The sequence below is a fragment of the Streptomyces sp. NPDC096105 genome (assembly GCF_044763335.1).
GTDB lineage: Bacteria > Actinomycetota > Actinomycetes > Streptomycetales > Streptomycetaceae > Streptomyces.
The window spans coordinates 145,250-163,644 of record NZ_JBIWGC010000015.1 but is presented as its reverse complement, the minus strand read 5'-3'; the positions used below and the strand labels follow the sequence as shown (position 1 = coordinate 163,644).

19 protein-coding genes are annotated in these 18,395 nt (G+C 75.0%); 11 read left to right on the top strand and 8 right to left on the bottom strand.

What is annotated here, in order from left to right; translation table 11 throughout:
• Window positions 1-172: 172 nt before the first annotated feature.
• From ACIQ8B_RS23220 to ACIQ8B_RS23210, 3 genes are all read right to left on the bottom strand, one after another.
• A complete protein-coding gene (locus tag ACIQ8B_RS23220) occupies window positions 173-379 on the bottom strand; it encodes a hypothetical protein (protein ID WP_106411058.1) in 207 nt (68 codons plus the stop codon).
• Window positions 380-581: 202 nt separating this feature from the next.
• Window positions 582-1,787: a glycoside hydrolase family 64 protein gene (locus ACIQ8B_RS23215; RefSeq protein ID WP_403549234.1), complete on the bottom strand. Its 1,206-nt coding sequence runs from the start codon at window positions 1,785-1,787 to the stop codon at window positions 582-584.
• Between the two features lie 332 nt (window positions 1,788-2,119).
• Window positions 2,120-3,010, bottom strand: coding sequence for a Gfo/Idh/MocA family protein (locus tag ACIQ8B_RS23210; RefSeq protein ID WP_403549232.1), 891 nt, complete (start codon window positions 3,008-3,010; stop codon window positions 2,120-2,122).
• A 551-nt stretch (window positions 3,011-3,561) separates the two neighbouring features.
• Here ACIQ8B_RS23210 and ACIQ8B_RS23205 point away from each other — a divergent pair.
• From ACIQ8B_RS23205 to ACIQ8B_RS23195, 3 genes are all read left to right on the top strand, one after another.
• Window positions 3,562-4,419, top strand: a complete 858-nt coding sequence (locus ACIQ8B_RS23205; RefSeq protein WP_106411055.1) for an aldo/keto reductase — start codon at window positions 3,562-3,564, stop codon at window positions 4,417-4,419.
• A gap of 103 nt (window positions 4,420-4,522) precedes the next feature.
• Window positions 4,523-6,292 carry an ABC transporter ATP-binding protein gene (locus ACIQ8B_RS23200; RefSeq protein ID WP_403549229.1) on the top strand — a complete coding sequence of 590 codons (1,770 nt, stop codon included), beginning with the start codon at window positions 4,523-4,525 and terminating at the stop codon, window positions 6,290-6,292.
• 150 nt (window positions 6,293-6,442) lie between these two features.
• On the top strand, window positions 6,443-6,700 hold the full coding sequence (locus ACIQ8B_RS23195) for a DUF5133 domain-containing protein (RefSeq protein ID WP_290003303.1): 258 nt from the start codon (window positions 6,443-6,445) through the stop codon (window positions 6,698-6,700).
• On the opposite strand, the gene ACIQ8B_RS23190 is transcribed toward ACIQ8B_RS23195, so the two are convergent.
• Complete coding sequence (locus ACIQ8B_RS23190; RefSeq protein ID WP_403549227.1) at window positions 6,656-7,684, bottom strand: GlxA family transcriptional regulator; 1,029 nt, start codon at window positions 7,682-7,684, stop codon at window positions 6,656-6,658. The two genes, ACIQ8B_RS23195 and ACIQ8B_RS23190, sit on opposite strands and share 45 nt — an antisense overlap.
• A 176-nt stretch (window positions 7,685-7,860) precedes the next feature.
• Here ACIQ8B_RS23190 and ACIQ8B_RS23185 point away from each other — a divergent pair, with 176 nt between their 5' ends.
• On the top strand, window positions 7,861-8,334 hold the full coding sequence (locus ACIQ8B_RS23185; protein WP_106411052.1) for a hypothetical protein: 474 nt from the start codon (window positions 7,861-7,863) through the stop codon (window positions 8,332-8,334).
• Window positions 8,335-8,427: 93 nt separating this feature from the next.
• Complete coding sequence (locus ACIQ8B_RS23180) at window positions 8,428-8,643, top strand: hypothetical protein (protein ID WP_290003308.1); 216 nt, start codon at window positions 8,428-8,430, stop codon at window positions 8,641-8,643.
• 42 nt (window positions 8,644-8,685) lie between these two features.
• Here ACIQ8B_RS23180 and tgmB read toward each other — a convergent pair whose 3' ends face one another.
• The 3 genes from tgmB to ACIQ8B_RS23165 form a co-directional block, all read right to left on the bottom strand.
• Window positions 8,686-9,669 (bottom strand): ATP-grasp ribosomal peptide maturase, encoded by a 984-nt coding sequence (gene tgmB / locus ACIQ8B_RS23175; protein WP_403549225.1) that lies wholly within the window; start codon window positions 9,667-9,669, stop codon window positions 8,686-8,688.
• A 16-nt stretch (window positions 9,670-9,685) separates the two neighbouring features.
• Window positions 9,686-9,877 (bottom strand): putative ATP-grasp-modified RiPP, encoded by a 192-nt coding sequence (gene tgmA, locus ACIQ8B_RS23170; RefSeq protein ID WP_004935783.1) that lies wholly within the window; start codon window positions 9,875-9,877, stop codon window positions 9,686-9,688.
• A 120-nt stretch (window positions 9,878-9,997) separates the two neighbouring features.
• The gene (locus ACIQ8B_RS23165; RefSeq protein ID WP_290003323.1) at window positions 9,998-10,321 is read right to left on the bottom strand and encodes a YkvA family protein; all 324 of its coding nucleotides are present in this window, start codon (window positions 10,319-10,321) and stop codon (window positions 9,998-10,000) included.
• Between the two features lie 250 nt (window positions 10,322-10,571).
• Here ACIQ8B_RS23165 and ACIQ8B_RS23160 point away from each other — a divergent pair, with 250 nt between their 5' ends.
• Entirely contained in the window at window positions 10,572-12,134 is a 1,563-nt protein-coding gene (locus ACIQ8B_RS23160; RefSeq protein WP_403549222.1) for a hypothetical protein, read from the top strand.
• A gap of 347 nt (window positions 12,135-12,481) precedes the next feature.
• On the opposite strand, the gene ACIQ8B_RS23155 is transcribed toward ACIQ8B_RS23160, so the two are convergent.
• Window positions 12,482-13,636, bottom strand: a complete 1,155-nt coding sequence (locus ACIQ8B_RS23155; protein ID WP_403549220.1) for a hypothetical protein — start codon at window positions 13,634-13,636, stop codon at window positions 12,482-12,484.
• A gap of 480 nt (window positions 13,637-14,116) precedes the next feature.
• Here ACIQ8B_RS23155 and ACIQ8B_RS23150 point away from each other — a divergent pair, with 480 nt between their 5' ends.
• From ACIQ8B_RS23150 to ACIQ8B_RS23130, 5 genes are all read left to right on the top strand, one after another.
• The gene (locus ACIQ8B_RS23150; protein ID WP_290003329.1) at window positions 14,117-14,509 is read left to right on the top strand and encodes a hypothetical protein; all 393 of its coding nucleotides are present in this window, start codon (window positions 14,117-14,119) and stop codon (window positions 14,507-14,509) included.
• The gene (locus ACIQ8B_RS23145; protein WP_403549218.1) at window positions 14,506-15,288 is read left to right on the top strand and encodes a hypothetical protein; all 783 of its coding nucleotides are present in this window, start codon (window positions 14,506-14,508) and stop codon (window positions 15,286-15,288) included. The genes ACIQ8B_RS23150 and ACIQ8B_RS23145 overlap by 4 nt, the downstream gene beginning before the upstream one ends.
• Before the next feature lie 38 nt (window positions 15,289-15,326).
• On the top strand, window positions 15,327-15,851 hold the full coding sequence (locus tag ACIQ8B_RS23140; protein WP_403549216.1) for a roadblock/LC7 domain-containing protein: 525 nt from the start codon (window positions 15,327-15,329) through the stop codon (window positions 15,849-15,851).
• Window positions 15,852-15,936: 85 nt separating this feature from the next.
• The gene (locus tag ACIQ8B_RS23135) at window positions 15,937-16,311 is read left to right on the top strand and encodes a hypothetical protein (RefSeq protein WP_106411044.1); all 375 of its coding nucleotides are present in this window, start codon (window positions 15,937-15,939) and stop codon (window positions 16,309-16,311) included.
• A 220-nt stretch (window positions 16,312-16,531) separates the two neighbouring features.
• A complete protein-coding gene (locus ACIQ8B_RS23130; RefSeq protein ID WP_403549213.1) occupies window positions 16,532-18,280 on the top strand; it encodes a GAF domain-containing protein in 1,749 nt (582 codons plus the stop codon).
• The last annotated feature ends 115 nt before the right edge of the window (window positions 18,281-18,395 follow it).

The window sequence follows — 18,395 nt, the reverse complement described above, 5'->3', positions numbered from 1 at the left end:
GGGGGGGGGTGGGGGGCCCCCTACTCTGGTGGAGGCCCCCGCCCCCGCGGGCCCGGGGCCCCGGGGGGGGGCGCGGGGGGGCCTCCCCCGGGGGGGCCCCGGGGCCCGGCGGTGGCCCCGGGCCCCGACGGCGTCCCGCTGCCGAGGGAGCGGGGAGAAGGCGACGGGGTGACTACGGAAGGATCTTCTCCATCGCGGAGGGACCCTCCTCGGCCAGCTTCCGCCTGGCCCACTCGAGGTTCTGCGGGGTGAGGTCCTTGCCGCTGGCGAGAACCAGGTCCTCCGGCGACACCTCGCCGCCGGTGCGGGTGTGGAGCAGGCTGTCCGGGGTGACGCGGTCCTCGCTCTGCCGGGACGCGTCGGGCTGGGACGTCGACATCTTCGGGCTCCTCGGGTCCGGATCACTGGTACGGCCCGGCGCCTGGCGCCGGGTCCCGTATCCAGCCTTCACCGCGGAGGCCCGCCGTGCACCCGGAGCGCCGTGACGCCCGCCGTGGAGCGCCTGCGGCGGCCCCTGGGTCGCGGGGCCTCCCCGTGCATGCCGGGGTACCGTGCCGGGCCCCCGGGAAACCTGCTCCCGCTCACTCGAAGGGCGTGAGCGTCAGCCGCAGGGCGGCCGGGGCCGTGTCCTGGATGTACGAGGCGAAGTCCGCCACGTCGTCGAAGGCGAACCCGTACGCCCGGCCGTCCTCGGTGACCGTGTGCATGACCTTGGAGTAGTGGTTGGTCAGTTCGGTCAGGTAGAACTCCGCGGGGTCGGTGGTCGGCTGCTCGGGGTGGCTGAGCAGCGTCGAGCGGTTGAAACCCGCGCCCAGGACCGCGGCGACCGGGCCCGTGGTGCCGTCGTTCGGCGCGGCCAGGGCGCCGTCGCAGAACAGCACGTCGCGGGTGGACGGCTTGTCGAACGCGACCTGGGCGGGCCCGTCGAAGGTGAACCGGCCCCCGCGCACCCGGCCGGTGAAGGTGCCGGCGTTGGTGGTGACCCTCAGGTCCCGGCCGGTGTAGGCGCTCCACACCTCGTCGATGTACGGGGCGAAGTAGTCCTCGGCGAACAGCCCGGCGTCCAGGCCGTGACCGGGCGCGATGATCCGGGTGTCGTCCACCACCAGCCGCGAGAACGCCTCCGTCTCCCGGACGGCGGCGAACGCGGCCGCGCGGCCCCCGGGGCGGACCGTGCCGGTGGTCTGGTCCTCGGCGCCGGTGAGCCGGATGCTCAGCGGCACGCTGAACATGTCGACCATGGTCGTGTTGCAGAACAGCCCGGCGGAGTTGTACGTGAACTCGGCGCAGTCGTGCAGCACGCCGTAGTTGGGGTCCGAGGAGACCCACCCGGCCGGGTACTGCAGCGCGGGCGCGCCGTTGCCGTCCGCGACGGCCTTGAACTTCAGCTTCTCGCCGAGCGCGACGTAGATGCGGCCGGACATGTGCGGCAGTGACAGCGTCGTCTCGGCGCCGGACAGGCTGATGGCGTAGTCGGTGAAGCCGTCCGGGCCGTTGTCGGCGAGGTCGATCGGGGCGAGGGTCCCGTCAGGGGTGAGCCGGACCTGGCGGCCGTCGGCGTTGCCCACGACGTACAGGTGCACCGAGGCGTTGTCGAAGGAGCCGCTGTCGTTGACGATCGTCAGCGGCAGCGAGGCGGCCGCCTTCGTGCCGGACGGGCGCCCACCGGACTGGTCGGCGAGGGCGTGGGGGGCGATCACCGCGGCGGCGGGCAGGGCCACGGCGGCCCCGCCGAGGGTGAGGAGGAGCTTGCGCCGGCCGAGGGCGCGCTGGTGCCGAGGAGTCATGTGGGGGATCTCCAGAGTGCTCGTGCGGGTTGCGGTGGCACACCGGCCGACCGGCCCGGGAAGCGCGTGAGAGCGCTCTCAGGCCGTGCGTCGGGACCGGCACGCGGCACCGATGGTAGGGACCGGGGCCGGGTCCGCCAACGGGTCCGACTTGTCCCTGACACCCGCTGACCTGCGCCTTCTTGAAAGGGCGACACAGCGCGCACGATCGCTTAACCGGTCCTTAAGGATCGTTTAAGCGGGTCCCGGCGGGCCGGACACGCAGCGCACCGGCCGCACTCCGCCCGGTGCCGGCGGCGGGGCCGCTCCGCGCTCGCCGAACCGTCCGGTGCTCAGTGCGTGCCGCTGTGCAGCAGCGTCTCCGCGGTGGCGAGGACCCGCGTGACGGTGAAGGCGAACGCCGCGTCGCACGGGTGGGGCGTACCGGAGCCGGCCGCGGCGATCAGCGCGTCGGCGGCCCGGCGGAGCGCCGGTACGGCGTCCTGCCCGGTCTCGGGCAGCACGGTCACCCCGGACTCGCCCCGCAGCTCCACCATGGCGCCCGCGGCGGCCGGGGGAGCGGTCAGACTCAGGGTCGTGCTGCTCGACGCGCCGCCCGCGTGGTCGAGGACGAGATGCACCGTGTCCCCGGGCCCGTACGCCGCCGCCGTCACCCGGCGCGGCTCGCCCAGCACCGGCAGCAGGACGGACAGGGCGTGCGGGCCGACGTCCCACAGCGCGCCCTTCTCCCGCCGCCAGGGCGAGGCGGCGAAGGGGTCGTCCCCGGAGGTGAACACCGCGCCGAGCCACTGCGCCCGCCCGGTGAACCAGCCGCCGACGCGCCCCTGTTCCTCGATCCACGCCTGCGGCTCCGGCTGGAAGCGGGTGGTGAAGAAGACCACGGAGGCCACCCCCGCCGCCTCGACGGCCTCCACCACCGCACGCCCCTGCGCCACCGTCGGCGCGAGCGGCTTGTCCAGCAGCAGATGGCGTCCCGCCCGCGCGGCCCGCACCGCCAGCTCCGCCTGCACGGCCGGGGGCAGCGCCACGGCGACCGCGTCCACGTCGGCGAGCAGCGCGTCGACGTCCTCGTACGCCCGGACGCCGTACACCGTGGCCAGCTCGCCGGCGGCCTCGGGCCTGCGGCCCCACACGCCGGCGAAGTCGAGGTCCGGGTGGCCGCTCAGCGCGGGGGCGTGCGCCGCCCGCGCCCAGGGTCCGGTGCCGAGCAGTCCGATCCGCATGCCGCCGCCTCTCCCCGGGGGCGCCGTCCGCCGCCGGGCCGATCTCCGCGCCGCGCCCCGCCGGCGCGCGCCAGACCTGCACGATGATCCCCGCCGGAACGCCGTGTCAACCGCCGACCCGCCGGGCCCGACGGCATGTCCGAGCTCCTGACCGCGAAGCCGTCGGTGGTGGTGGGCATGCCATGCGTGATCTTGTCGGCGCGCCCCTGCCGACGCCGCCGGCCTCACCGAAGGGGTGGGGCTCGGCTCCCCGCCGGAAACCCCCTCGTGGCACTCCGTCGCCTGCCGGGCGTTCCCGTCGACGTCGAGGTACGGAGGGAGGAGCGGGGCCGTCGGAGCCTCCCGGAACGGGGCAGCGCGGCGCCGGGGCGGAGGAGCGCGTGGTGACGGTGGTGCCGGGCACGGCCGAGCAGCGTAGGGGCCGGTCGATTCAGTGACCGGTCCGATGAATCCGTTCGGATTTCCGCGTTGGATTTCCGGGCGCGTGGCGACGAGGCTGGTACGCGCTTTCCACGACCGCCAGCACGACAGCCGGAAAGGGCTTCTCGCACATGCACACGCGTCGTATCGGTGAGGTCGAGGTCTCCGCGATCGGACTGGGCGGGATGCCCATGTCGATCGAGGGGCGACCCGACGAGTCCCGTTCCCTGGCCACCCTGCACGCCGCCCTGGACGCGGGCGTCACCCTGATCGACACCGCGGACGCCTACCACCGGGACGCCGGGGAGGTGGGGCACAACGAGAGCCTGATCGCCAAGGCGCTCGCCTCCCACGAGCGAGGCGGCGACGTCCTGGTCGCCACCAAGGGCGGACACCTGCGCCCCGGTGACGGCAGCTGGACCCTCGACGGCAGCCCGGAGCACCTCAAGCGGGCCTGCGAGGCGTCCCTGCGCCGGCTGGGCGTGGAGGCGATCGGCCTCTACCAGTTCCACCGGCCCGACCCCCGCGTCCCGTACGCCGAGTCCGTGGGCGCCCTCCGCGACCTGCTCGACGAGGGGAAGATCCGCATGGCCGGCATCTCCAACGCCGGCCCCGAGCAGATCCGGGAGGCCCAGGAGATCCTCGGCGGGCGTCTCGTCTCCGTGCAGAACCAGTTCTCGCCCGCCTTCCGCTCCAGCGAGCCGGAGCTGGAACTGTGCGACGCGCTCGGTGTCGCCTTCCTGCCCTGGAGCCCCTTCGGCGGCATCACCAAGGCCGGTGAACTCGGCTCCACCTACGAGCCGTTCGCGCGCGTCGCGCAGGCGCACGGGGTGAGCGCCCACCAGGTGTGCCTGGCCTGGATGCTCGCCAGGTCGCCGGTCGTCGTGCCGATCCCGGGCGCCAGCCGTCCGGAGTCGGTCCGGGACTCCGTGCGCGCCGCCGACCTCGTGCTGAGCGCCGAGGAGATCGCGCAGCTCGACGCGGCCTGAGCAGCCGTTCCCGCGCCCGGCGCCCCCGACGGGCGCGGGGCGCGGGCCGTCCCGGGGCGGCTTCGCGCCGGCCCGCCGGTTCCCAGGGGGAGGACCACCGCCCATGACATCGCCGCAGACGAGACCGCTCGACCACCGCTACCGGGGCGAGCATCCGGTGCGCACCCTCGGCTACCTGCTCCGCGCGGACCGCGGCCGGCTCGCCGCGGCCGTCGTCGTCTTCACCGTCAAACACAGCCCCGTCTGGCTGCTGCCGCTGATCACCGCGTCCATCATCGACACCGTCGTCCAGCACCAGCCGGTCTCCCGGCTGTGGACCAGCACCGGCGTCATCATGGTCATCCTGCTGGTCAACTACCCGCTGCACGTGCTGTACGTCCGCCTGCTGTACGGCAGCGTCCGCCGCATGGGCACCGCCCTGCGCTCCGCGCTGTGCACCCGCATGCAGCAGCTCTCCCTCGGCTACCACTCCCGGGTCAGCGCGGGCGTGCTCCAGGCCAAGGTGGTCCGGGACGTGGAGACCGTCGAGCAGATGGTGCAGCAGACCGCGGAGACCGGGCTCGGCGCGCTCACCGTGCTGGCCGGCGGTCTGGTCATCATCGGCGTGCGCACCCCCGAGTTCCTGCCCGTCTTCCTCGTCGTCGTGCCCGCCGCGGCCCTGCTCGTCGCCCGGCTGAGGGCGCGGCTGCGCACCCACAACGAGCACTTCCGGCACGAGGTGGAGACCCTGTCCTCCCGCGTGACCGAGATGACCCGGCTCATCCCCGTCACCCGCGCCCACGGCCTGGAGGGCAAGGCACTGCGCCGCATGCACGGCACCCTCGACCGGCTGCTCACCTCCGGGATGCGCCTCGACCTGGTCAACGGGCGGTTCGGCTCGCTGGCGTGGGTGGTCCTCAACGTGGTCGGCGTGATGGTGCTGGCCGGCGCCGCCCTCGTGTCGTACCACGGCGTCTGGGGCGTCACCGCCGGCGACGTCGTGATGCTCAGCGCCTTCCTGACCACGCTCACCAACTCCACCACCACGCTGGCGGGTCTGGCGCCGGTCGTCACCAAGGGGCTGGAGTCCGTGCGGTCGGTCGGCGAGGTGCTGCAGGCGCCGGAGCTGGAGGACAACGAGGGCAAGGCCGAACTCACCGCGCTGCGCGGCGCGATCACCTTCGAGCACGTCGGGCACGCCTACGACGGCGACGGGCGTCCGGCCGTGCGGGACTTCACCCTCGACGTCGCCCCCGGCGAGACCATCGCCCTGGTCGGCGCGTCCGGCGCGGGCAAGTCCACGGTGCTCAACCTCGTCATCGGGTTCATCCGCCCCACCTCGGGCCGGCTGCTGGTCGACGGCGCCGACATGAACACCCTGGACCTGCGCACCTACCGGCGCTTCCTGTCCGTGGTGCCCCAGGAGTCGGTCCTGTTCGACGGCACCGTACGGGAGAACGTCGCGTACGGGATGGACGACGCGGACGAGGGGACGGTCCGGGCCGCGCTGCGCGACGCCAACGCGCTGGAGTTCGTCGACCGGCTGCCGCAGGGCCTGGACACCCTCGTCGGGGAGCGCGGGGCGCGGCTGTCCGGCGGGCAGCGCCAGCGCCTGGCCATCGCCCGCGCCCTGATACGGGACCCCAAGGTGCTGGTGCTGGACGAGGCGACCTCGGCGCTGGACACCCGCTCGGAGGCGCTGGTGCAGGAGGCGCTCGCCCGGCTGCTGCGCGGACGGACCACGTTCGTGGTGGCGCACCGGCTGTCCACGGTGCGCGGCGCCGACCGGATCGTGGTGATGTCCGACGGGGCGATCCAGGAGGTCGGCACGCACGAGGAGCTGCTGCGGCGCGGCGGCGCGTACACGGCGCTGCACGGCGGTCAGGTGGCCTGAACCGCCGTCAGGTGGCTCGAACGGTCACCCGTCCCCGTGACCCGGTCGCAGAGCGAATGTTTTTGGTCAATTTCGATCAGCAGAGCGGAGGAAGTGCGTGCTTTCGTCGTCTTCGGGCATACGCAGCGAAAAACATGAGAGGGGCGCTACGTGCTCGTACCGGATCCGAAGGCCGTCAGGCGGCTGCTGACGCGGTATGCGACGCTGCGGATCGCGCAGGCGGAACGGCAGAACCCGGCGGTGACCAGGGAGCTGGAGGACGTCACCCGCAGGCTCTGCGCGACGATGGGCACGGTCGGCGTCCACGACGCCATCGCGCGCGCCGACGACCTGCTCGCCCGGGCCCGGACCGACCTTTGCCGGTCACCCCGGGCGGACGGGGAGAGCGGTCTGCCGCTGGCCGTCTGAGCCCGGGGGACGGCCGTCCGCCGGGACGCCGGCGGCGCGCCCGCCCACGAACGACCTGCGATAGGCGTACGGGGTCGTGCCCACCACCTTGCGGAACCGCTCGCGGAACGCGGTGGGGGACCCGAATCCCGCCTGCTGGGCGATCCGGTCGACCGTGTGGTCGCTGTTCTCCAGCAGGTACTGGGCGCGCCGCACCCGGGCCCGCAGCAGCCACTGCAGCGGAGTGGTGCCGGTCTGCTCGCGGAAGCGGCGGCTGAAGGTGCGCTCGCTCATCCCGGCCCGCGCCGCCATCGCCGCGAGCGTCACCTCGCGCGCGAGGTTGTCCTCGATCCACTCCAGCAGCGGCTCCAGGTCCGAGCCGCGCGGCACGGGCGGGTGCTCGTGCACGATGAACTGGGCCTGCCCGCCCTCCCGTTCCAGCGGCATCACCGACATCCGCGCCGCGTTCGCCGCCACCGCGGAACCGAAGTCCCGGCGGATCATGTGCAGGCACATGTCCAGCGCGGCGGCGGCTCCGGCCGAGGTGAGGATCCGCCCGTTGTCCACGTAGAGCACGCCCGGCTCCACCTCCACCCGCGGATACGCCCGCGCGAACTCCTCGGCGGCCACCCAGTGCGTGGTGGCGCGCAGCCCGTCCAGCAGCCCCGCCTCCGCGAGCACGAAGGCGCCCACGCACACCGACGCGATCCTGGTGCCCGCCGCGGCCGTCTCCCGCAGCGCCGCGAGCACCTCGGGGGAGGGCGGCGGGGAACCCGGGGCGCGCCCCGGGACGATCACCGTGTCGGCGTCGGCCAGCGCCTCGAGCCCGCGGCCGACGCGCAGCGCGAAGCCACCGTCCGCGGCCACCTCCGGCCGCTCGGCGCACAGCCGGACGCGGTACGGATGCCGCCCGTCGGGCAGCCGTGTGAAGTCGAACACCTGCATGGGGGCCGCCATGTCGAACGGCACCACACCGTCCAGAACGAGGATCGCCACGGAGTGCATGAACGCCACCCTAGACAGGTTCCCGCCACGCGTCCGTGCCTGGGACGACACGATGCGCACCTGGCCGGAGGCGTTGGCGGGAACCCGTGGGGAACTGTCGGTCCAGCCGCTGTCCGGCCGCCGCGACGGCCCCTAGCGTGAGCCCGGCATCCCGCCCACGTCGAGGAAGAGTCCCGGTGACCAAGCTGCTCCTGTCCCTCCATGTCCTGGCCGCCATCGTCGCCGTCGGTCCGGTGACCGTCGCCGCCAGCATGTTCCCGCCGGCCGTGCGCCGCGCCGCCCCGGCGGACGGGTCCGATCCCGGCGCGGGGACGGCCGGCGCCGTGCGGCTGCTCCACCGCATCTGCCGCGTCTACGCGGGCTTCGGCGTGCTCGTGCCGGTGCTGGGCCTCGCCACCGCCCTCGCGATGGGCGTCCTGGGCGACGCCTGGCTCGTCGCCTCGGTCCTCCTGACCGCGGTCGCCGCCGGTACGCTCATCGCCCTCGTGCTCCCCCGTCAGGAGGAACTCGTCGCGCAGGTGACCGAGCGCAGGCCCGTGGAACGGCGCAGCACCGCACAACTCGCCATGTTCACCGGCGTGTTCAACCTGCTCTGGGCGACCGTCACCGTCCTGATGATCGTCCGGCCCGGTTCCACGACGGGCGCCTGACGCCCGGAACGCCCACTTCACCCCCGGTGGCCGCCTACACTCGGCAGTCGCGGTCCCGCACCGGGACCGCCGAGCAGAAAGGCACGTTGTCGGGTGTTCCGAGATTCCCCCATCTACGACCGACTCATCGCGGAGTGCGGCGACGTGCCCGCACAGGTCCGCCGCGAGGCAGAACGCGTGCACAGGGAACTGGAGTCGGTCATGCGGCCCCTGCAGTCGCCCGGCTACGGCCCCGGCCTCGACCGGCCGCCGGCCCAGGGCAACGGCTGGCACCGCGCCGCCCTGCTGCCCGGGCCCCGGCCGCACTGACCCGCGCCCGCTCCGCCCCCGCCCGGCGCGGTGGCGGGAAGCTCACCGCGCCGTGGTGATCGTCCCGTCCAGCTCCGCGGGCTCCTCGGGCACGGGACGGGACAGCCACTCCGCGATGGTCCGCGCGATCGGCTGTTCCGTCTCCACCTCGACGAACCCGAACTGCCCCGACTGGTTGCACTCGAGGAACCACCAGGTCCCGTCCGCGTCCTCGGCGAAGTCGAAGGCCCCGTACGCCAGGTGCGCCCGGCGCATGTAGTCGAGCACGGCGGCCGCGGTGCGCGGCGGGACCTCCGCGGGCTCCCACGGCGGCCCGGGCGCGGCGAACCGCACGTCCACCACCTCCGGGTCGGCGTCCGGCGTCGCCGCCTTGCGCGCCGCCAGCAGCACGTCGCCCACCACGGTGAGCCGGATGTCGCCCCGCTTGGCGATCCGCCGCTGGAGCAGCGTCGGCCCGTAGGCCACCGCCGAGAAGTCCGCGTCCGGCGGCACCCTGCTGGTCGGCACGGCCCGCGGCGGGTCCTGCGGGTGCGCCCCCGACACCGGTTTGACCACCAGGTCCGGGAAGCGCTCCGCGAACTCCCGCGCCGCGCGCGGGAACGTCGTGATCACCGTCGCCGGCACGGGCAGCCCGCAGTGCTGGGCCAGGCGCAGCTGCCACGGCTTGTGGCGGGCCTGCCGCGCGGCGTCCGGGTGATTCATCCATCGCGCGTCGCAGCCGCGCAGCATGCCGTAGAGCGCCTGCGACGCCTCCTCGGTCAGCCACGCGGACGGCTGCGGCGCGCGCCCGGCCGGCGTGCCGGGCCGGCGCACCCACACCGACCGCAGCCCGCCGATGCTCACCAGCCGTCCGCCGGCGGACAGATGGCCGCGGAACCGGCCGTGGACGTACTCGCCGGACAGTGAGACGCCCCCGGTGAGATCGGCGGGGTCGAGGCGGACCACCGGCACCCCTGCGCCGTTCAGATGGACCACCACCATGTCGGCGGTCACATCCTCCTCGCAGGTGAGGATCAGCACGGTCATGGTCTACGGTCCGCGTTCAGTCGTCGAAGTGGGTCTTGGAGCCCGCGGTGGACGTCGTCGTCCCCACCTCGCGCAACAGCGCGTGGTCGCAGGCCGCGATCCGCCCGTCACCGAGGACGTTCAACTGCAGTCCGGAGTCATACGCATACGGAGTGGCAACGGCCAACTCCACCGCCGGACGGGCGTAGTTGAGCGCGAACGGTTGCATCGTCTCTCCCTCGTCGGTGCTGCGCCGATCAGGCAACGGCCTTCTGTGCGCCGCCGCTTGGTCCGCCGACTAGCGTTGGCTTCCAGAGACTTATACGAATCGAACGGGTGGTTGGTTTCCTCACGGAGCGTAATCATCGGCGGGTTGCCGGCCCGGCCGCCTTCCGGGTACTCCGGGCACCCCCGCGCCGAGGGAGCCACGCATGGTGCGCAGAGCGAGCAGAAGGACGCCGATGTCGTCCAGGTACACCGGATCGGGCAACAGATCGGCCGGCAGCACCAGATAGAGCACCGCGCCCCAGAACACCCAGCGGGGCCCGGTGGGCAGCCCCGCCCGCCGCAACTCCCGCCGCGTGCGGACCAGACGGACCAGCACGGCCACGGCGCCGGCCAGCATCACGGCCGCGAGGACCGCGACGCCCCACACCACGGTGGACGTGTCCAAGTTCACTGCCCTCCTCCCGGTGAGCCGCGTGCCGCGGCCTCGCGCCGCGACACAGTCCTCGAGAAAACGGATTCCCGCTCCGGGCCCCGGTAAGGCGGCGTGGACCGGCCATGCCGCGCACGCGACCGATGCCCCGTGAACACCACCCGAAACACGGAATCGTCGCAGGTCATCCCTGCGGCTCAGCCAAGTGGCAGCACGCGGTGGGGGAGCCTAGTAATGGTCATCAGTCTTCACCCTGGAGTCGATCATGACCACTTTCTCGTCGTCCTCCTCCAACGGATCCGGCATACCCGTCGACCCGCCCGCGGTTCCGCCCGCCGGCACGACGGGCACCGCGACCGGCACGCACCGGACCGAGCCGGCCCGGGCACGCTCCCGGACGGCGGAGCACCCGGCTCCGGTCGACCGAACGGGGTACGCGGCGGACCCGACGGCGGACACCGCACGCCCGCGTGACCCGTCCGGGGCGGACCACCCGGCCCCTCGGGCCGACGCGCACCACTCCCGCGATCCCGTACACGGCAACCACCCACGCGATCCGGTCGGACGGCGCCACGGACCCGCCGACGCGGAAAGGCCGGAGGACCTGGTGGCGACGCCCGATCCGGTGGACCCCATGGACACCCGCGCCCCGAGGGAGCCGGGAGAGCCGCGCGATCCCCGTGACGCACGCGACACGCATGACGCGCGCGGCCCCCGTGACGCGCGGACGCCCGCCGGCCCGCCGGGTGCGGCGGCGGGCGCGACCGGGCGGCCGTACGCCGATCCGGTCACCGACCTGGTGCACGCCGCCGTGTCCGACCGTCCCCTCGAAGAGGTCGTCGACCTCATCACCGCGCTCGAACGGTCGCCCGAGCACACCCGTGCCGTCGTCGACGCCCTGCGCGCCGCCGGCGTCGACCGGTCCGTGGAGGACGTCACCCGGCTGGTCGCCCTGCTGACCCGCCCTCCCCGCGACGCCGCCAGCGCGGACGAGACGATCCGCGCGGCCGCCGCCCACCGCCCGGTGGAGGACGTCACCCTCCTCGTCGCGCTCCTGCACAACGAGCCCCTCGCGCCGCACTGCCGCGAGGAGGCCCTGCGCGCCGCCGCCACCGGCCGTTCCGTCGACGAACTGGTCGAACTGATCGACCGTCTGGCCGCCCACCGGCCCCCCGAGCACCTCGTCCGGGCGGCCACGGCCACGGCCGCGGCCGAGGCGCGGCCCGCGCGGGGGACGGAAGGTCCGGGAGAGGAACGGCAACAGGGCCTCCGCCCCGAGGCCGAGCGCGCCACGGCCCCCCGCGGGGGCGTCCTGCGGGCCGGACGCCCTCGCCCCGCCGCCCGCCGGACGCCGCGTCCGGCCCGCCGCCCCGGCACCGCCGCCCGCGCGTCCCGGCCCGTCGCCCGGCCGGTGATCTGGACGAGCTGGCCGGCGGCCGTGGCCCTCGCCGTCTGCGCGGTGACCCACTTCCCGCTGCAACGTGACGGTGTGTCACTCGACGTGCACGTCCTGGCCGTCGGCCTGTCGGTGCTGTGCACGGTGCTGGCGCTGGTCCTCGTCGTGCGCCCCGCGGTGGCCGCGCTCGCCTCAGGGGTCGTGGCGGCATCCGTGCTCGCCGCCGCCCATGCCTACGGAGGCTCGTTCTCCGAGGCGGCCCTGCCGAGGGCGGTCGACCTCGCCCTCGCGCCGGCCTGGCTCGCCACGTCGGCCGCCGTCGCGGCGGCGCTGCTGACGTTGGTGGCCCTGGTGGTCCGTGTGGCCGCCCCGGCCCCGGGCACCCGCTGGTCCCCGTGGCCGCCTGCCGAACCCCACCACGCCACGGACTGACTCCCGGAGCCGTCTCGGGCGGTGGACGGGGCAGCGCCGGCCCGGCCCCCGTCCACCGCCCGGCACCGCGGCCCGCAGCGGCGGCCACCGCTTCGAGGCCTTCGCCGGCCCTCCCGGCGTACCGGCCGTCGTGGCCCGTCCGGCACGGCCCGGGTGCACGTCGGCCCGGTACGGCACGCCTTCACGGTCGAGGCCGGCGCGCTCCCTGGCGAGGCGCACCGGTGCCTTCACCCGGCCGGGGCGTCACCGTGCCCGACGGACACTGTCCCGAGGCCGACGCGGGCGGGCACGTCCCGGGCGGTCCCCGTACGGTCGGTCACGACGACCGCGTACCGCGGCCCGCCGGCTCACCGGTCGTCCGAAGGTGTCGGCCCCGGTGCCGCGTCCGTGCCCTCCTGGGCCGAGCGGACACGCCGGGACCCGCCCGCCTTCAGGCGCTCCAGCGTGCGGGTCAGCTGCTGGAACGGGGCGGGGGTCCGGGGCCCGGGCGGCTGGGCCGGGGGCGGGGCGGCGACGCCCGCCTCCCGGTACGCGGCCAGCGCCTCGTGGGCGCGTTCGGCGGCCTCGCGGTACAGGTCGCGGGACTTCGTCATGGCGTCCAGCGCCTCGGCGTACATCGCCACCAGCGCCCGCTCCCGCTCGAGCTCCTCGGCGAGGGTGAGCAGGTGCCAGTCCTCCCGCAGCGCGGTCAGCGCCTGAGCGGCCTGCTCCGGCAGCTCCCTCGGCAGCGCGTCGTAGCGGACCACCGCGTCGACCAGGTCCGCCGGTTCCGTGCCGTCGAGGAAGACCGCGCGCACGGCGAAGGCGTCCGGCTCGTACCCGTCGGGGGCCGGGCGGCCGGGCAGCACCGCCGCGCCGCCCCGGGGGACCTCCACGTCGAACTCCCGCAGCGCCCAGTTCGTCACCCGCGCCTGCTGCGGGGTGGCCCGGTGCTCGACGACCCGGTGCCGCAGCCCGGGCGGCAGCCAGTGCGCGAGCGGCACGTGGCCGCGCTCGTCCGGGGTCATCGCCTCGTGGACCACCACGTGGATGTACCAGGGGTCGCGTGCGCAGTCCCGCAGCCGGCGCCGTACGTCCTTGTCGTCCTCCGGGAGCGGGTTGATCTCCCCGGGGCGCAGTCCGGACGCGGGGTCGTGGTTCCAGGCGGCGTCCGGTTCGGAGGGCCAGAACAGGGTGACCGGGGACGGCCAGGAGCGGTCCCAGGGCTGCTCCGCCTCCGCGACCAGGAGCCAGTCCCGCTCGCGCCCCTTCCCCTTGGCGGGGGCGAGGGTGAGCCGGGCGCGGACCGTGACCCCGTCACCGACCCGCGTCCGGGACTCGAACACCAGGTCGGGCTTGGTGTCGTCCGCCGGGAGTTCCAGGAAGTCGTCGATGCGCCCGGCGTCCTTCAGGGCGAGGAGGCCGCGCCGGAGCGTCTCCTCGGCCCGCTCTCCGACGTGGCGGCCGCGGGTCGCCCGGACGGTGGGAGGGACGGTGGGGCGGGCTGTGGCAGAGATCGGCATGGGTCCAGTCGTCAGCGGGGGCACGTGCTGCCCTCAGTATCGTCGCCCGCGCCGGACGACGGGACGCCGGGTTGCGCCGTACGGCTGTCCGGCCCGCGGCGGCCCGCCCGGACGGCCGGCGTCCCGGCCGTGTTCGGCGTGACGCGCGGGGGGTGTGCGCGGCGCGCATCCGGTGACGCCCCTTCACCCGTGGTCCCACCTGGTCCCCGGTCGTCACCATGTCCGCGCGGGCGGGGCCGGCCCGCCGTCCGCGTCGGGGCCGGCTCCGCCCGCACACGCGCGGGCGCCTGCTCGGGAAACGCCCGCGTGGGCCGCGCGTACCGCCCCCGGCCGGAGGCGAGGAGCGCGGACCCTATCAGCGCCCGGATGTCCGTGTCGCATATTCCCCGGGAAATCGCCAAAGCCCTCACCATGACCGAGCACACACCGTAACGTCGGCGTCACGTTCGCGGTACGGCCGTTCGAGGAGGGGGATCCGGCGTGCCCGGAATCGACGAGAGTCTGTTGGAAGCCATGCGACTGCCCGGGGCCCGTGGCGCCCTGGTGGTCGACTGGATCAGCGGGCTCGCCCTGGGCGCGGTGGGGGAGGCGCCGGGCGGCGACGTCGAGGCGACCGCCGCCGAGACCGCCGAACTGGCCCGCCTGGCGATGGAGAGCGGCGCCCTCGCCCCCGCGCACGCCGGCCGGGGCGAGGAACCGCCCGTGGAGGACCTGATCCTCACCACCGCGGATGCCTTCCACCTGCTGCGGTTCGTCGTCACCACCTTCGACAGCACGGTCTTCCTGTTCCTGTGGCTGGACCGCGCCGACGGCAACCTCGCCCTGGCCCGTATCCGGCTGGCCGAGATGGCGGACCGGATGGTGCTCGGATGACCGCTGCCGCCGCCCGCGCGGACGGGTCCGCCCCCGAACTGCTGGACACGCTCGCCGCCGACCGGGCCACCGGAGCGCTCACCACACGCTCCGGGATCTTCTACCTCGCCGCCGGACGCGTGGTCCACGCCGAGTCCGCCCACAGCCCCGGCCTCGGCGACCTGCTCACCCGCAGCGGCGCCCTGGCCCCGGCCGGCTGGTGGGAGGCGGTCGAGCGGGCCGGGGCCCGGCAGCGGGTCGGCCGTCAGCTCGTGGACAGCGGGCGCCTCACCGCCGGCGCGCTCGAACTGGCCCACCTGGGCGCGCTGTTCGACGCGGCGTACTTCGCGCTCGCCCACGACGGCACCGCCCTGCGCTTCCGCCCCGGGGTCGCGCACTGGCTCGGCGCGGTCCGCCCCGTCCCGGTCGCGACGGTGCTGCGCGAGTCGTACCGCCGCCGCGCCCTGCTGGACCGCATATGGCCCGACCCGGCCGTCGACACCGCGCCGCTGACCCGGACGCCCGACGCCGACCCGGGGGCGCTGCCGCCCCGCAGGGGCCGCGCCCTCGCCCTGGTCGACGGCGGACGCACCGCCGCGCAGATCGCGTCCGCCCTCGCCCACCGCACCTTCCACACCCTCGTCGAACTGCGCCGGCTGGCCGCCGACGGTCTGGTCGCCCCCGCGCCCCCCGCGCCCGCCCCGCCCGTCCGCCCCGTCCCCGGCGCGGGCCGCGCCGACTGGGACGAGCCCGACACAGCGCTGCTGAGACGGCTCCTGGACGCCTTGGAGGCACTGTGATCCGCACGCGCCGGCAGCGTGCCGAAAGGAGACTGCTCATGGCCGTCGAGACCGACGTGCTGGACGAACTGCGTCGGCTCCGCACCCGCGTCCCGCGACTGGCGGGCTCCCTCGCGGCCACCGTCGACGGACTCGTCCTCGCCCACGACGTGCCCGGCACCGAACCCGAGGGGCTCGCCGCGCTCACGGCCGCCGCGCTCGGCGTCGCCCGCCGGATGACGGACGCGGCCGGCCGCGGGGACTTCCGCGAACTCCTGGTCCGCGGCGGCCTCGGCTACATCGCCACCTACGCGGCCGGCAGCACCGCCGTGCTCACCCTCCTCGCCGACGACCGGGTCAACGTCGGCCGGCTCCACCTGGAGGGCCGCCGCAGCGGCGCCCGGATCGCGGAACTGGTGGACGCCCGCATCGGCCCCGGCGGCGGACGCCACGCCGACCGGCCCGCCGCCCACGAGGGCGCCGGCGCCCCGGGCCCCGCCGACCGGTCCCGGCTCATCGGCACCCTCCCCGTACGGACCCCGCAGCGCCCCGCCCACCGGCCCCGGCCCCAGACCGGCGGCTGACCGACACCTCACCCCCCGGCCGGACGCCCGGACACCGACGGCGCCGGCCCGCACCCCCCTTCACGATCCGGAAAGGACACCACTCATGGCCAACACCGAGACGTCGCTCAAGGAATGCCTCAGCTCCATCGACGGCGCGACGGCCGCCGCGCTCGTCGACTACACCAGCGGCATGGCCCTCGGCACCCTGGGCGGCGGCAAGGAACTCAACCTGGAGGTCGCCGCGGCCGGCAACACCGACGTGGTGCGGTCCAAGCTGCGCACCATGGAGCTGCTGGGCCTGAAGGAGGAGATCGAGGACATCCTGATCACCCTCAACAGCCAGTACCACCTGATCCGCCTGCTCAAGGGGCGCGGCGGCAACGGCCTCTTCCTCTACCTGGTGCTGGACTCCAACCGGGCCAACCTGGCCATGGCGCGGCACCAGCTGCGCCGCATCGAGAACGAACTGGAGGTCTGACACCCCCCGCCGGGCCGCGTCCGCGGCCCCGCCCACCGTCTTCCGGCGCGCGGGGCCGCGGACGCCGCGGACGGGCACGGGACGGTTCCCGCTCGGTGGTCCCCGCCGGATGCGCGTCCCGTCCGATGCCGTACCGTCACGGTCACTGGACCGTGACCGAGGTCCGCCCCGGCAGACGCCGGGCGGGCGGTGCCGGAGCGTGGGGACAGGAGGCACACGGGTGACAGACGCCGGGCGGGACACGCCCCCGGAACGGGACGAGGACGCGCGCGTACGGCTGCCGCAGCTCAGGCTCGACGAACTCCTGGAGGAGCTGCAGGCGCGCATCGACGCGGCCCGCGGCACCCGCGACCGGGTGCACAGCCTTCTCGAGGCGGTCCTCTCCGTCGGCCGGGAACTGGAACTGGAGCAGGCGCTGCACTCCATCGTGGAGGCCGCCGCCGCGCTGGTGGACGCCCAGTACGCCGCCCTCGGCGTGATCGGCCCGGACGGCAAGCGGCTGTCCGCCTTCCACACCGTCGGCGTCAGCGACGAGGAGATCGCCCGCATCGGGCACTTCCCGGAGGGCCACGGCATCCTCGGCGAGCTGATCCGCCGCCCGGAACCGCTGCGGGCGGCCAAGCTGTCCGAGCACCCCGCCTCCTACGGCTTCCCGCCGCACCACCCGCCGATGAACACCTTCCTCGGCGTCCCGATCCGCGTCCGCGACCAGGTCTTCGGCAACCTGTACCTGACCGAGAAGCGCGGCGGGCTGCAGTTCGACGAGGAGGACGAGTCGGTCCTGTCAACCCTCGCGGTCGCCGCGGGCGTCGCCATCGACAACGCCCGCCTCTACGAGGACTCCCGGCTGCGGGAGCGCTGGCTCCAGGCCAACGCCGAGATCACCCACGGGCTGATGTCCGGCAGCGAGCGCGGCGAGGCCCTGCTGCTGGTCGCCGAGCGCGCCCGCGAGATCACCGGGGCCGCCCTCGCCGTCGTCGCGGTGCCCATGCCCGGCACCGACTCGCTGACCGTGGAACTCGCCCTCGGGCAGGACGCCGAGCCCCACCGCGGCCTCGTCGTACCGGCCGAGGGCGGCCTGCTCGGGCGGGCGTTCGCCGCCGCCGCCCCCGTCACCTCCGCCGACATCGCCCACGACGAACGCGTCCTCCGGGGCCCGCAGACCTTCACCGGGCTGGGCCCGGCCGTGGCGGTGCCGATCGGCGGCGAGCACGGTGTGCGCGGCATCCTCCTGCTGGTCCGCGCGGCCGGTCGCCCCGTCTTCACCGACAAGGAGATCGAACCGCTGCGGGGCTTCGCCGCCCAGGCCGCCGTGGCGATGGAGCTGGCCGAGCGCCGCCAGGACGCCGAACAGATCGCCGTGCTCGAGGAACGCGACCGCATCGCCCGCGACCTGCACGACCTGGCCATCCAGCGGCTGTTCGCCACCGGCATGACGCTGCAGAGCGCCGGCCGGTTCATCGAGCACGAGGGGGCCTCGGAGCGGGTGCTGCGGGCCGTCGACGACCTCGACGAGACCATCAAGATCATCCGGTCGACCATCTTCGGGCTGCGCTCGCGCGAGCCCGCGGGCGGCGCCGGGGCCGGCCTGCGCGCCCGCGTCGTACGGCTGGTCGGGGAGGCCGCCCCGCTGCTGGGCTTCGCGCCCAGCGTACGGATGGAGGGCCTGATCGACACCCACGTCTCCAAGGAGGCCGCCGACCATCTGGTGGCCGTGCTCTCCGAGGCGCTCACCAACGTCGCCCGGCACGCCCGCGCCGGCCACGTCCAGGTGGCCCTGGAGACCGACGGGCGCGAGGTGCGGCTGACGGTCGCCGACGACGGCGTGGGCCTGCCCCCCGGCGGCCGGCGCAGCGGGCTGCGCAACATGGCCGAGCGCGCCGAGCAGCTCGGCGGCTCCTTCGACGTCTCGGACACCCCCGGCGGCGGCACCACCCTGGTGTGGCGGGTGCCGGTGGGCGAGCAGTAGCCCTCCCTCCCCGGCGGTGTGTGGTGCGCTCCGGCCGGGGGTACTCGGTGCGCCGTTCCGGTCGCGGCGGGACCGCCCGGCCCCCGGCAGGGAGGACTCGCCGCCGGTGACGGCG